The sequence below is a fragment of the Cupriavidus sp. 86D6 genome (assembly GCF_057815095.1).
The window spans coordinates 39,168-52,099 of record NZ_JBYPSB010000021.1 but is presented as its reverse complement, the minus strand read 5'-3'; the positions used below and the strand labels follow the sequence as shown (position 1 = coordinate 52,099).

Below are 12,932 nucleotides of genomic sequence, written 5' to 3'. Positions count from 1 at the left end.
CCGGTTATCGCCGGCGCAGCAATGCCAGCGGCAGGGTGCGCAGTCGTTCGAGCACCACGGATTTCATCGCCACTGGCGCCGGCAGCGAATCGAGCAGCGCGGGCCACCGTTCCTGGGCCATGGTCACGGCGTCCTTCACGGCTGCGACGGCGATGCGCTCGGCAATCCGGGCTTCGCGCGCGAAGTCCCGGTAGGTTTCGAGTGTCTGGCTGCGTTGCAGAAGATCGATGGCGACGTTCTGTCCGAAAGCCGCGAAGCCCGGCAGGGCGGCCACGCTGACGATGTCATAGGCCGGCGACAGCTCGGGCATCGTGCCATTGCGATAGAGGAACGAGAAGTTCTTCAGGTGAGCGTCGCTGTTGCCCAGCAGCGTATGGACGGCTTGCCGCATGAAAAATTGCCGGACGTCCTCGATGCCGCGTACGCTCAGCCGGTCCAGCAGCCGGACGATGGCCACGTAGGCGTCGTTGCCGGCGTACTTGCGTGCCGGCATGCGCGTCAGGATCTGGCAGCCGTCCTCGGCATGGACCCGGCCGCCGGGCTCGCGATCGAAGCGGTCCACTGCCAGGAAGTGCAGGTCCGCGCCCAACGCATCGGCCAGGCCCGGCACATCGATGGCCGCCAGCGGCTGCGGCCGGCACACGGCCACCGCCACGCCGGCTGCCTGGGCCAGTTGCATCGACACGTATTCGTTATAGATCTGGCTGTCGTCGTTGCGTGCCGGCAGCTTGGCGATCAGGTCGGACAGCCGCCCGTGGGTGGGCATGGTGTAGCGCCGGCCTGCGTGCGCGGTAGACAGCGCCAGCTTGTTCTGCACGCCGGACACCGAGGCGGCACCTTCGGTCGCGCCTTCCACGACGGCGATCTCGAGGTTGTCCGCGCCGCCCGTCACGCCGATGGTGCGGACATGATCGGGCAGGGTGTCCAGATTGGCCGGGCGCACGGTCAAGGCACCGGGCAGATCTTCGCCGGCCGCCGCCAGCACGCCGAAGTCGTCGCGATCATCGGGATGGTGACGCGTGGCCTCCAGCCGCTTGCGCAGTTCGCCCTCGGGCAGCAGCCCGGCAAAGTAGGGGGGAAGTTCGCCGCCGACGTTGTAGACCGCAGGGTGGAACGGATTCGACAGGATGGTGCCAGTCAACGGTTCGTTGCCGGGGATGGTCAGCGAGAGGCTAAGCGTCGGCCGGCCGGGATCGCCGCGAAATTGCTCGCCAGGCACGAAGCGCGTGGTTCGCCCGGCTTCGCAGAGGTAGCCGCAGAGTACGCCGTGCAAGTGCACGGACAGATAGCGCGGCCGGAGTTCGTCGCTCATGCCTCATCCCCGAGCAGCAAATCGACGGAAGTCGGGGCGCCCCTGTCAGGTCCGGCAGCCTTGCCGGCCAGCGTCTGCCGAACCTCCGCCAGATGCTCCTTGGGCACCAGCACCCACTCGGCGTCCAGCGCAGAGGCAATCGCATCGAGTGTCGAAGCGCGCACATCCTGCTTGCCGCTCAGGGCGACGGAGAGGTTGGAACTGGCCATGCCGATCAATCGGCCCACCTCCATTAGAGAGAGTTTCCGGAGCTTCCGAAGCGCGCGCAGTTGGTGGTCGAAATCGGACATGAGGCGAGTCGCAGGCCTGTTCTATTTATTAACATAGCATACGAGAGAGATTTATGTGTAAACATAAATATTTACACGATCTTATGTATTAAGATAAGGACGCAGCAGGCGGAAGCCGGCACTGGCCGATCCTTTCCTTGGCCGGCTGGGTCGGCTCGGTGGACTCGGTACTGAGGGCGGCCTGGCCCGGATGCGGGGTCTGCATGGCGATCTCCTGTGTCTGGCCGCACGGGATTGCGCGGTCAAGGGACAGTCTGCAGTCCGGATACCGTCATGGAAATGGGACGGTTCTCAAAAATTCCGGGGCGTCGTCAATCGCGTTCCGCCCCCAACGGCGGCGCGATATCCTCCAGCGCACGCCTCTCGGCATCGACGCCGAAGCGCAGCGCCAGCAGGCCGGCCACGATCACGAGCGCGGCGCCGATGCCGTAGCCAATGGCCACCGCGCCCCGGCTGCCGGTTTCGATCAGCATGCCGAACAGCACGGGTGCGACGAAGCCGCCCGTGCCCGTGCCCACGGCGTAGAACACCGAAATCGCCAGGGCGCGCATTTCCAGCGGGAAGACTTCGCTGGCGGTCAGATAGGCGGAGCTTGCCGCGGCCGACGCCAGGAAGAACACGGCGGACCAGCACAGGGCCTGGGCGCGTGCATCGAGCCAGCCCTGCATGAACGCCCAGCCGGTGGCGGCCAGGCCGACGCCCGACAGCACATAGGTGACGGCGATCATCCTGCGCCGTCCGATCCGGTCGAACAGGGGGCCGAGCACCAGCGGGCCCAGCGCGTTGCCCAGCGCGAACGGGAAGATATAGAGCGCCACGCGTTCCTCGGGCACGCCCTGGAACCGGGTCAGTACCAGCGAGTAGGTGAAAAAAATCGCGTTGTAGAAGAACGCCTGCGCCACCATCAGCGCGAACGTGACGACGCTTCGCGTGCGGTAGCGGCGCAGCAGCAGGCGCATGATCTCGCCCAGCGTCGGAATGGGTTTGCCGGCGTAGGCCACCGTGGCGGCTGTGTCCACGGCCGGCAACCCGCCATGCCGCCGCGCCACTTCCGATTCGATGCTGTCAATCACGCGCGCGGCTTCGTCGTGACGGCCATGCGTCGTCAGCCAGCGCGGGCTTTCCGGCACATGCCGCCGGATCAGGACGATCGCCACGGCCAGTACCGCGCCCAGCGCAAAGCAGACGCGCCAGCCCCATACCGGGCCGAATACGCGCGGGTCCAGCAGCACCAGGCTCAGGCCGGCGCCCAGTGCCGCGCCAATCCAGAAGCTGCCGTTGATGGCCAGGTTCACACGCCCGCGCACGCGGGCCGGTATCAGTTCGTCGATGGCCGAGTTGATGGCCGCGTATTCGCCGCCGATGCCCAGTCCGGTCAGGAACCGGCAGACGGCGAAGAACGCGAAATTGGGAGAGAAGGCCGTGGCCAGGGTGGCCGCCATATAGACCGCCAGTGTGGCCAGGAACAGTTTCTTGCGGCCCAGCCGGTCGGCCAGGCGGCCAAACAGCAGCGCGCCGATGACCGCCCCGGATATATAGATGGAGCCGGACCAGCCTACCTGCGTCGCATCGAGCCCGAGGGTGTCGGGCCGCGACAGGACAGCGCCGACGGCGCCCACCAGGGTCACCTCCAGGCCGTCGAGCACCCAGGCGATGCCCAGGGCGATGGCGACGCGCCAGTGCCAGGCGGACCACGGCAGGCGGTCCAGGCGGGCGGGGATATCGGAATGCCAGGCGGCGATGACGGGCTCCTTGGCGCTGGGATGGCACTCACAAGACTATAGCCACTCCGGAATCGGCTGCCTGTCAGCGATCCGCCGACGCCGCCCCGCCAGCGTCCGCCACGAAAAAAGGGGCGACCCCTTGCGCGGGCCGCCCCCAAGCCGTCGGCGGATGCCTGTCTTACTGCGCCGGGAACGACAGCGCGTTGGTCAGGTCGCCCATGGCCGGCTTGCCGTTGGCCACCAGCGCGTCGTCACGCAGCTTCAGGCCCGGCAGCGTCGGCAGGGCGAAGCGGCGCGTGATAAAGCGCAGGATCGATGCCGTGTCGTACTGCGTATGGTCCACGAAGCCTTTCCTGGCGAACGGCGACACGATAATCGCCGGGATACGCGTGCCCGGACCCCAGCGGTCGGCGCTCGGCACCGGTGCGTGGTCGTAAAAGCCGCCGTTTTCGTCGTAGGTCACCACGATCAGCATGTTCTTGTACTGCGGGCTCTTCTGCAGCTGCTGGATCACGTCGACGATGTGGGCGTCGCCGTCGGCCACGTTGGCGTAACCGGCGTGCTGGTTCAGGTTGCCCTGCGGCTTGTAGAACGTCACGGCCGGCAGCTTGCCTGCGGCGGCATCGGCCAGGAACTGGCTGTCGAAATCCTTCAGGTGGGCCGTGCGGTAGTCGGCATGGTCAACCGGGCTGAACGCAGCAAAGAAGTTGAACGGCTGGTGGTGGGCCTGGAAGTTCGGCGTCGTGTTGTTGTAGATCTTGGTGCGATCGGCCGATACGGTCTTCCATGCGCCCGCGTACCAGGCCCAGTCCACGCCGCGCTTGTCGAGGTAGGTGGCGATGGTGTCCTGGGTTTGCGGCGGCAGGGTGCTGGCGGCGTTCGGGTCGGCCAGGAGCTTGGTGGCATCGGTCGAGGCCGGCGCGTTGCCGCTTGGCTGGAAGGCCGGCTGCATCGTGTTCACGGCGTAGAACAGGCCGGTGGCCGGGTCCTTCGGCGTAATGGCGCCGTCGTTCACGTACGAAGCACGGGCGGACAGGATGCTCGGGGAGCTGGTACCGGTCAGCTGCAGGCTCTTGCCGTCAGCGGCCACGGCCGCGATCGATTTCGCTGCCACTGACGTATCGGCGTTCGGGTAGGTCGGCACGCAGGCGCAGACCAGGTACTGGTGGTTCAGGAACGAACCACCGAACGCGCCCATGAAGAAGTTGTCGGCCAGCACGAAATCCTTGGCTACCTTCCACATCGCCATGCTGCTGCCGTCGTAGTAGCCCATGGTGAGGCCGCCGGCGTCGGAGAAGGCCGCGAACTTGTCGTTCTTGCCGCCATTGATCTGCATCTGGTTCTGGTAGAACTTGTGGACCAGGTCGCGGGTGACCACGTTCTGGTTCACCACCACGCCCGTAGCATTGACGCCCAGCGGATCGTCGATGCGGAACGGCTTGTTGGCCCAGCCCACCGTATTGACTTCAGGCAGCGTCACGGACTGGCCCGCAGCAGTGAAACCACCCCAGGTCGGCGGCAGCGACGCCAGCGTCGAATTGTCGAAATCCTTCTGCGGGGTCACAGTGCCGACGGCGCTCGGGTTCACACCCGGAATGCCATTGGCGCCGGGAAACAGGCCGTAGAGGTTGTCGAAGCCGCGGTTTTCGGCGTAGATCACCACCACGGTCTTGATGTTGTTCATGGCCACGCGCTGGGCCACGCCGTTCTTGACGGCTGTGGCGATGTTGCCGCCGGCGGCCACCGCGTTGGCGATCAGGTCGATGGCCTGCTCGATCTCGCCCTGCAGCGCGGCCTTGATCTTGCCGTCCGTTTCCTTGTTGTGGTCTTCCAGCAGCTTGTCCGCGGCCACACCAAGGCGATCCGCCAGCTGGCTGCGCGCGGCGTCGAGGTTGCCGCCGTTGCCGTCCATCAGCGCGGCCAGTTCGGTGGAGATGGCGCTGACCACGCCATTGGCGCTGGCCGGCGCGCGGAACACCAGCTTGCGCGTCACGGCGGCATGGCCACCGGCGTCGTCGTTACGGAACGCATCCGTGCCGATTTCGGCCACAACGGGGCCCTGGCCATTCACGGTAAAGGCGCCCTTGGCGTCGGTGAAGGCCGAGGCCTCGCTGCTGTCGCACGCGCCGTTGTTGTTGGCGTCGATACAGACCTTGGCGTGCTCGAAGTAGCTGCCAGTGACGACGCCCGACGTGGTGGCGGCGGGGGTGGCGGTGCTGCTGCCGGAATCGTTGCCGCCACAGGCGGACAGGCATGCGGCGGCCAATGCGGCCAGCGGCCACAGACGGGTATTACAGCTCATGGCTTTCCTCTTTCTTATATGTGGGATGACTGCGGTGCTGCGATGAAGCTTGTGGGTACTGCCTGGGTGCGCCGCGAGTGTGGGCCTGCCATGTGTCAGATTGATGATGAGGCGTAGGGAAATCCGATACACCTGTACCGCGCCGCGTTGTCAGGGGCCGGCGTGTCGTTTTCGTGAAGTGTCACGTGGATGTCATGCATCCGGCATAGCCTCTTGCGCCATCCATCGTCATCCCGCCGCCATCATTCCGTCATGAGCTTGCCGCCGCTGTTGTGGAACGCCGCGTTCCCGTCGCTCTTCACCTGGTTGCGCGTGGCGGGCAGCCTGCTGATCGTGCTGCTGGCCGGCCTGATGACGGGGTGTGGGCAACAGGATGCCGCGCCGGCAACGGCCATCGGAAAGACCCCGCCCCCGCCGCCGGCAATGGCCAGCGTGCCTGGGGCCGCAGGCCCGAAGCCGTTCTACGCGATGATGGCCGAGCGGCATCCCGACATCGCGCGGCTCAATGCGCTGGGCAAGGCGTTGTTCTTCGATCCGGCGCTGTCGGCATCGGGCAAGCAGTCGTGTGCCACTTGCCACAGCCCCGCGCATGCCTATGGGCCGCCGAACAACCTGTCGGTGCAGCTGGGCGGTGCGGACATGGCGCGCACCGGCGTGCGGGCGGCGCCGTCGCTGCGCTATGTGCAGAACGTCCCGGCCTATACCGACCACTATCACGAGAACGACGGCAACGACGCCGAGGACCAGGGCCCGACCGGCGGCCACAACTGGGACGGCCGCGCCGGATCGACGCACGATCAGGCCCGCATCCCGCTGCTGTCCGCGCACGAGATGGCCAACGGCGAGCCACGGGTGGTGGTCGAGCGCATCCGCAACGGACCGCACGCCGAAACCTTCCGCAAGGTGCTGGGCCAGGACGTGCTGGACGACGAGGACACCGCGTTCAGCGCGGTGCTGATGGCGCTGGAGGCCTTCCAGCAGACGCCCTCGGAGTTCTATCCCTATACCAGCAAGTACGATGCGGTGCTGCGCGGCCAGGCAAAGCTCGATGCGGCGGAACTGCGCGGCCTGCGCGTGTTCAACGATCCGAACAAGGGCAACTGCGCCGCCTGCCACCCGGGCGATGTCCGGGAAGGCGCATTCCCCGCGTTCTCGGATTTCGGCTTTATCGCCGTGGGCGTGCCGCGCAATCGCAAGCTGGCGGGCAATGCCGACCCGGCATTCTTCGACATGGGGCTGTGCGGCCCGGACCGGACCGACCTCAAGGACCGTGCCGACTACTGCGGCCTGTTCCGTACCCCGTCATTGCGCAACGTGGCATTGCGCCACGCCTTTTTCCACAACGGCATCTTCCACTCGCTGGACGAGGTGCTGCACTTCTACGCCGAGCGTGATGTAAAGCCCCAGAAGTGGTATCCGCGCGGCGCGGACGGCAGGGTGCGGAAGTTCGACGACCTGCCGGCGCAGTATCACGCGAACATCAACATGGAAGCGCCGTTTGGCGGCAAGCCGGGCGACAAGCCGCTGATGACCGAGGGGGAAATGCGCGACGTGATCGCGTTCCTGAAGACGCTGACCGATGGCTATCAGCCCCCGGCGCAACCCTGAAGATGGCGGCCTCACGCGATACATCACACCGCATCGGCGGCGGGCAGCAATGGAAGGGAGGGGGCCGCTAGTTCAGGCGGCCCACCGCGGCCAGCATCGAGCGGCCATGCGCGGTGATTTGCGGGCAGGGACGTTTGCCCTGTTCGGATTCCAGGATCACCAGTTGCCGGGTGATCAGTGCATCGAGATCGACGGGGTCGATTTCGCGTGCGGCGATGCTTGACGTATCGTCGCGGGTATGTGGACCATTGCCGATCAACATCAGCGTGGCAAGTTCATGTGGGCTCAGCACGGTGTTCTCCTTGGCGAGAGGGGAGCGGTTGCTGGGGGACATGGGGAACGCGGGGCCGCTGGGACCGGTGCGTTCCTCCGACGGGATTGTGGACCATCGCGCCGGCGCTTGCACGCTGCATCGCATCGTGACGGCCAGTCGACAGTTAAGGCATTGGACGGGCATGCGCGGCAGGGGTTCCTGCCCGATACAAAACCGCTACAGAACGCAGGGCCTTCATGTGCGCGTCACGCGGGGCGTTGCCGTTTTCTCCCGGATGCCCAGATGATGCCTGACGTTTCCGATCCCGTGTCTATGCCCCTTGCAGCCCCATGGCGATGCCGTCGCTGCGCGGATCGTGCGCGCCTGCGCAACTTCCGTCGTCGTACAACGCGATGGCGCCCGGATGGCCCGCCAACGGGCTCTGCGCGTCGATCACGCTGACTTCGTGACCGCGGGTTGACAGCGTGGCGATCACATCGTCGCCCGCATCGGCCTCGATTTTGAGGCTGTCACGCGTGTCGGAGAACGTGCGTCCGAGCAGAAACCGGGGCCGGGACAGCGCCTGCATCGGATCCATCCCATAGTCGATCAGCCGTGTCAGCACGGCCGCCAGCGTCTGGGGCTGGCCGTCGGCACCTTGTGTGCCATACGTCAGCCGCGGCTTGCCGTCGCGCAGATACATGCCCGGATTCAGCGTATGGAAAGGGCGCTTGCCCGGTTGAATCGCGTTGTGATGGGTGGGATCGGTGCTGAATGCGGCGCCCCGGTTGTGCCACAGGATGCCGGTGTCGCCCGCCACCACGCCGCTGCCCCAATCGAAATACACGGTCTGCAGCACGCTCACGCAGCGGCCCTGACGATCGACAGCCGAAAGAAAGACCGTATCGCCATGCTGATAGACATGCGGCCAGGGCATCGCGTGACGCATATCGATATGCGCGGCCAACGCCGACAGCCGCGCCGGCGACAGCATCGCATCGGCGAGCACGGCGGCGAACTCGGGGTCCGCCACGTGCCGGTTGCGCTCGATAAACGCCTGTTTCACGGCTTCCACCAGCAGGTGGTAGTAGTCCGCGCTGCCTTCGGGGATGCCGGCCACGTCGAAGCGTTCCAGGATGCCCATGATCTGCAGCGTGGTCACGCCCTGCGTCGGTGGTGCCAGGCTCAGCAGTTCGCCGCCGCGATATGGCACGCGCAGTGGCGCTTCGTCGCGCGCCGCGGTGCGGGCCAGGTCCTGCAGCCTGAGTGGCGACCCGGCGGCACGCAGCCCGGCGACGATGCGCTCGGCCAGTTCGCCTTCGTAGAATTCGCGCGAACCGAAGTTCGCGATGCGATCAAGGCTGCGGGCCAGGGCGGGCTGCCGCAGGCGGTTGCCCTGCCGGGGCAGGCGTCCGTCGGGCATGAAGATGTCGGCAAAGCCGGGCCAGTCCGATAGTTCCGCGCGCCGGAAGGCCTGCCAGAATCGCTGCGACGGCGTGACGTCGAAGCCTTCCTGCGCCAGCGCGATGGCGCGCTGGAACAGCTGCTTCCACGATTGCTGGCCGCCCCACTGGTCGCGGCTGATGGCGAACGCACGGTCCCAGGTGTCGACCGTGGCCGCCGACGTGATGGCCGACGCGGCGCCGCGCGTGGGGATCGCGTCGCCGTAGTCGGGCAGTGTGGCCGCGGCCTGTCCGATGCCGGAGAGCGCGCGCACGTTGCCAGCCTGATCGCTGACGATCCAGAAGGCGTCGCCGCCCAGGCCCGTGAAGTGCGGATAGGTGACGGACAGCGTGGCGCCGATGGCGATGGCGGCCTCGATGGCATTGCCGCCGGCGCGCAGGATCTCCAGGCCGGCTTCGCTTGCCAATGCATGCGGGCTGGTGACCATGCCCGCGCTGGAAGTGGCCAGATGCTTCATGCGTGCTGCCCGCCCAGGTAGGCCTGTACCAGCGCCGGGTCCTGGGCCAGCGCCTCGGCATCGCCGCTGGCCACCACGCGGCCTTCTTCGAGCACGTAGGCGCGGTCGGCCAGCGACAGGGCCAGCGCCGCCATCTGGTCCACCAGCAGGATGGTGATCGATGCCTCGCGCAGCGCGTCCAGCGATGCGAACAGTTCCTCGATCACCTTCGGCGCCAGGCCCAGCGACGGCTCGTCGAGCAGCAGCACCGACGGATTCGACATCAGTCCGCGCGCCACGGCCAGCATCTGCTGCTCGCCGCCGGACAGCAGGCCCGCACGCTGGTGCTGGCGCTCGCGCAGGCGGGGCCAGCGCGCGAACATGGTCTCGATGCGGCGCATGGTTTCGGCACGCGAGATGCGGCCCGAAGGGAAGGCGCCCAGCCGCAGGTTGTCGAGCACCGACAGCTCGGGGAATACCTGCCGGCCTTCCGGCACCAGTACCACGCCCATTTCGGCAATTTTCGCCGCGTCGAGCCGGGCCAGATCGGTGCCGTCGAACGTCATGCCGCCCTGTACGGGACGATGCAGCCCCGACAGCGCACGCATCAGGGTGGATTTGCCCGCGCCATTGGCGCCCAGCAGCGCCACCATCTCGCCTTCGCGGACTTGCAGGTCCACATCGTGCAGCACCGGCGCCGCGCCGTAGCCGGCACGCAGGGCGCTGACGCCCAGCACTTCCGCTGGCACGGCGTTGTCCACCGACCGGCCGCGCCGCCGTACCGGGGCGCCCGACGCCTCGCCCAGATAGGCGCGGCGCACGGCCGGATCGGCACGCACTGCGTCGGGCGTACCGGCGCACAGGTGCTGACCCGCGTCGATCACGACGATGCTGTCGGACACATCCATCACCAGCGACATGTCATGCTCGACCAGGCCGACCGCGATGCCACTGTCGGCAATCCGCCGCAACAGCCGGCCCAGCGTGGCCTTGTCCTCGCGGGACAGTCCCGCTGCGGGTTCGTCCAGCAGCAGCACGGCCGGCCGCGTGGCCAGCGCCCGGGCAATTTCCACCAGGCGGCGATCCACGTGGGCCAGGTCGGCCGCGCTGGCATCGGGGTCGCCGGTATAGCCGCAGGCGGCCAGCAAGGCGCGCGCTTCGTTGCGCACGGCCGGGGCCGTGAAGCCCGCGATGCCGAGCAGCGTGCCGAGCCTGCCGCGCGTGAGCGCGATGGCCACGTTGTCGGCCGCGCTCATGCCGGTGAACAGCTGCGTGGTCTGGTAGGTGCGCGAGATGCCATGGCGCGCGCTGTGGCACGCGCCGCGCGCGGGCAGCGCGTCCGCGCCCAGTCGGCGGCCGCCGGAGCGCGGGCGGTAGTAGCCGGACAGCATGTTGAGCACGGTCGATTTGCCGGCGCCGTTCGGCCCGATCAGGCTGGTCACCTGGCCCGGCGGCAAGTCGAACGACAGATCGTCAACGGCGCGCACGCCGCCGAACACCATCGACAGGCCCAGCGCCGACAGCCCCCGGCGCTGCGCGGCCTCGCGCTGCGGCAGCATGGCGCCAGCCACGGCGTCGTGGCCGGCCGGCCTGGCAGGATGCAGGCGGCGGAACGCCGACGTCACCACCCCCACCATGCCGCTTGGCGCGACCCAGAGCACCACCAGCAGCAGCACGCCAAAACAGAGCAGGCGCAGGTTTTCCAGGCTGGACAGGATTTCAGGCAGCAGGCCCACCACGACCGCGCCCGCGACGGGCCCGGCCACCGTGCCGGCACCGCCGATCATCACCACGAGCACGAACAGGATCGACTGCAGGAACGAGAACATGCCCGGCGTGACCATGCCCTGCAGCGGCGCGAACAGGCCGCCCGCCAGGCCGGCCAGCGCCGCCGAGAACGCAAAGCCGACCGTCTTCACGACCAGCGGGTTGACGCCGATCGACGCGGCCGCGGTCTCGCTGTCGCGCACCGCGCGCATGGCGGCGCCCCAGCTGCCGCGCGCAATGCGCGCATAGGCGGCCAGCGCGAGCCCGAGTACCGCGATGGCGATCAGCGCCAGCGCACGCTCGCCGCCGTCCACACCGGGCAGCGACGGTTGCGCGATGCCCATCAGGCCGTTCTGGCCGCCCGTCAGGCCACGCCACTCCACGGCGCCGTGCTCGACGATGAAGCCGAAGGCGATCGTTACCATCGCCAGCCCGGGGCCCTTGACGCGTAGCGCGGGCAGCGCCAGCAGGCCGCCCAGCGCGGCGGCCACCAGAGCGCCCACCGGCCATGCGGACCAGAAGCTCCAGCCCGCCTGGCCGGTCAGGATGGCTACCGCGTAGGCCCCGATCGCATAGAAGCCAACGTGGCCGAACGACACCTGGCCGGTCAGCCCGAGCAGCAGGTTCAGGCCTACGCCGCAGATGGCCAGCATTGCCACGCCGGCGATCACGAATACGAAATAGCCGTTCAGCGTCAGGGTCAGGCCTGCGGCCGCGGCCAGCACCGCGCACATGGCGGCAATCTGCAGCGGCGTACCCAGGCCCAGCCATGGCGCGGCGGGGCGTGCCGGGTTGGCCGGCGGTGCGGTGGATACCGTGGATGGCATGGTCTTGCTCATGCCCTGGCTTGTTCCTTCGCTCATACCTTGCGTACCTCCGCGCGTCCGAACAGCCCATCGGGGCGCAGCGCCAGCAGCGCGATGACCAGGGCAAAGGTGATGATCTGCGTGTAGCTGGAACCGAGCGATGCGGTCACCAGTGCCTCGGCCACGCCGAAGATCAGGCCGGCCACCATCACGCCCCAGGCGCTGGACAGCCCGCCAAGAATGGCCACGGCGAACGCCTTGAGACCGAAGACGGTGCCCATGTCGGCCTGCACATTGAACAGCGGGGCAATCAGCACGCCGGCGATACCGGCCAGCAGCGTCGACAGCGCGAACGCGCCGGCTATGGTGCGACGGATCGGAATGCCCATCAGGCGTGCCGCATCGCGGTTCTGTACCACGGCGAGCATGGCCACGCCCCAGCGCGACTTGCGCAGGACCACGTGCAGCACGGCGGCCAGCACCAGCCCGACCACCGGAATCACCAGCTGCAGCGGATATACGCCAACGCCCGAGCTGCCCAGCTGTACCGACTGCGCGGCCAGTGGCGACGGCAGGCTGCGCGGCTCGGTGCCGAACCACAGCATCACCACGTTATCGAGCACGATGCCCAGTGCCACGGTGGCCATCAGCCAGGCGTTCGAGCCCCGGCTGGCAAACGGCCGCACGGCCAGGAATTCCACGGCCAGGCCGTACAGCGCGCACAGCGCCAGTGCCAGCACGATGGCCAGCGGCATCGGCCAGCCCAGCGTCTGCGCAAACGTGTACGTGAGCACGGCGCCCAGCATCATCGAGCTGCCCTGCGCGAAGTTGACCGTGGCAGAGACTGCGTAGGTGATGTGAAACCCCAGCGCCATCAGCCCGTACATGCTGCCCAGGCCCAGCCCGCTGATGAGGGCGGATATCCATAACATGGTGATGTCCTTCTATTTACGTTCTGGCCCCGCTGCCG

At 67.7% G+C, this 12,932-nt stretch carries 9 protein-coding genes; 1 reads left to right on the top strand and 8 read right to left on the bottom strand.

Annotated features, from left to right (window positions below; translation table 11 throughout):
* Positions 1-4: 4 nt before the first annotated feature.
* The 4 genes from AC3G88_RS27440 to acpA all read right to left on the bottom strand — a co-directional run bounded on the left by AC3G88_RS27440 (position 5) and on the right by acpA (position 5,628).
* Positions 5-1,312: a type II toxin-antitoxin system HipA family toxin gene (locus AC3G88_RS27440; RefSeq protein ID WP_488773645.1), complete on the bottom strand. Its 1,308-nt coding sequence runs from the start codon at positions 1,310-1,312 to the stop codon at positions 5-7.
* Positions 1,309-1,602, bottom strand: coding sequence for a helix-turn-helix domain-containing protein (locus AC3G88_RS27435; protein WP_488773644.1), 294 nt, complete (start codon positions 1,600-1,602; stop codon positions 1,309-1,311). The genes AC3G88_RS27440 and AC3G88_RS27435 overlap by 4 nt, the downstream gene beginning before the upstream one ends.
* Positions 1,603-1,913: 311 nt before the next feature.
* The gene (locus tag AC3G88_RS27430) at positions 1,914-3,344 is read right to left on the bottom strand and encodes an MFS transporter (protein ID WP_488773744.1); all 1,431 of its coding nucleotides are present in this window, start codon (positions 3,342-3,344) and stop codon (positions 1,914-1,916) included.
* A 160-nt stretch (positions 3,345-3,504) separates the two neighbouring features.
* On the bottom strand, positions 3,505-5,628 hold the full coding sequence (gene acpA, locus AC3G88_RS27425; RefSeq protein ID WP_488773643.1) for an acid phosphatase: 2,124 nt from the start codon (positions 5,626-5,628) through the stop codon (positions 3,505-3,507).
* A 252-nt stretch (positions 5,629-5,880) separates the two neighbouring features.
* Between acpA and AC3G88_RS27420 the strand changes: the two genes are divergently transcribed.
* Positions 5,881-7,236 carry a cytochrome-c peroxidase gene (locus tag AC3G88_RS27420; RefSeq protein WP_488894338.1) on the top strand — a complete coding sequence of 452 codons (1,356 nt, stop codon included), beginning with the start codon at positions 5,881-5,883 and terminating at the stop codon, positions 7,234-7,236.
* A 67-nt stretch (positions 7,237-7,303) separates the two neighbouring features.
* Here the strand turns inward: AC3G88_RS27420 and AC3G88_RS27415 are convergent, their stop codons facing one another.
* From AC3G88_RS27415 to AC3G88_RS27400, 4 genes are all read right to left on the bottom strand, one after another.
* Positions 7,304-7,528: a hypothetical protein gene (locus AC3G88_RS27415; RefSeq protein ID WP_249641007.1), complete on the bottom strand. Its 225-nt coding sequence runs from the start codon at positions 7,526-7,528 to the stop codon at positions 7,304-7,306.
* Between the two features lie 292 nt (positions 7,529-7,820).
* On the bottom strand, positions 7,821-9,410 hold the full coding sequence (gene ggt / locus AC3G88_RS27410; protein ID WP_488894337.1) for a gamma-glutamyltransferase: 1,590 nt from the start codon (positions 9,408-9,410) through the stop codon (positions 7,821-7,823).
* Positions 9,407-12,019 (bottom strand): branched-chain amino acid ABC transporter ATP-binding protein/permease, encoded by a 2,613-nt coding sequence (locus AC3G88_RS27405; RefSeq protein ID WP_488773640.1) that lies wholly within the window; start codon positions 12,017-12,019, stop codon positions 9,407-9,409. The genes ggt and AC3G88_RS27405 overlap by 4 nt, the downstream gene beginning before the upstream one ends.
* A complete protein-coding gene (locus AC3G88_RS27400; protein WP_153948031.1) occupies positions 12,016-12,894 on the bottom strand; it encodes a branched-chain amino acid ABC transporter permease in 879 nt (292 codons plus the stop codon). The genes AC3G88_RS27405 and AC3G88_RS27400 overlap by 4 nt, the downstream gene beginning before the upstream one ends.
* Positions 12,895-12,932: the final 38 nt, after the last annotated feature.

Excerpts from the sequence above, each read along its gene's own strand:
- AC3G88_RS27440 (WP_488773645.1), bottom strand. The coding sequence starts at position 1,312 with ATGAGCGACGAACTCCGGCCGCGCTATCTGTCCGTGCACTTGCACGGC.
- AC3G88_RS27420 (WP_488894338.1), top strand. The coding sequence starts at position 5,881 with ATGAGCTTGCCGCCGCTGTTGTGGAACGCCGCGTTCCCGTCGCTCTTC.
- AC3G88_RS27405 (WP_488773640.1), bottom strand. The coding sequence starts at position 12,019 with ATGAGCGAAGGAACAAGCCAGGGCATGAGCAAGACCATGCCATCCACG.
- AC3G88_RS27435 (WP_488773644.1), bottom strand. The coding sequence starts at position 1,602 with ATGTCCGATTTCGACCACCAACTGCGCGCGCTTCGGAAGCTCCGGAAA.
- acpA (WP_488773643.1), bottom strand. The coding sequence starts at position 5,628 with ATGAGCTGTAATACCCGTCTGTGGCCGCTGGCCGCATTGGCCGCCGCA.
- ggt (WP_488894337.1), bottom strand. The coding sequence starts at position 9,410 with ATGAAGCATCTGGCCACTTCCAGCGCGGGCATGGTCACCAGCCCGCAT.
- AC3G88_RS27400 (WP_153948031.1), bottom strand. The coding sequence starts at position 12,894 with ATGTTATGGATATCCGCCCTCATCAGCGGGCTGGGCCTGGGCAGCATG.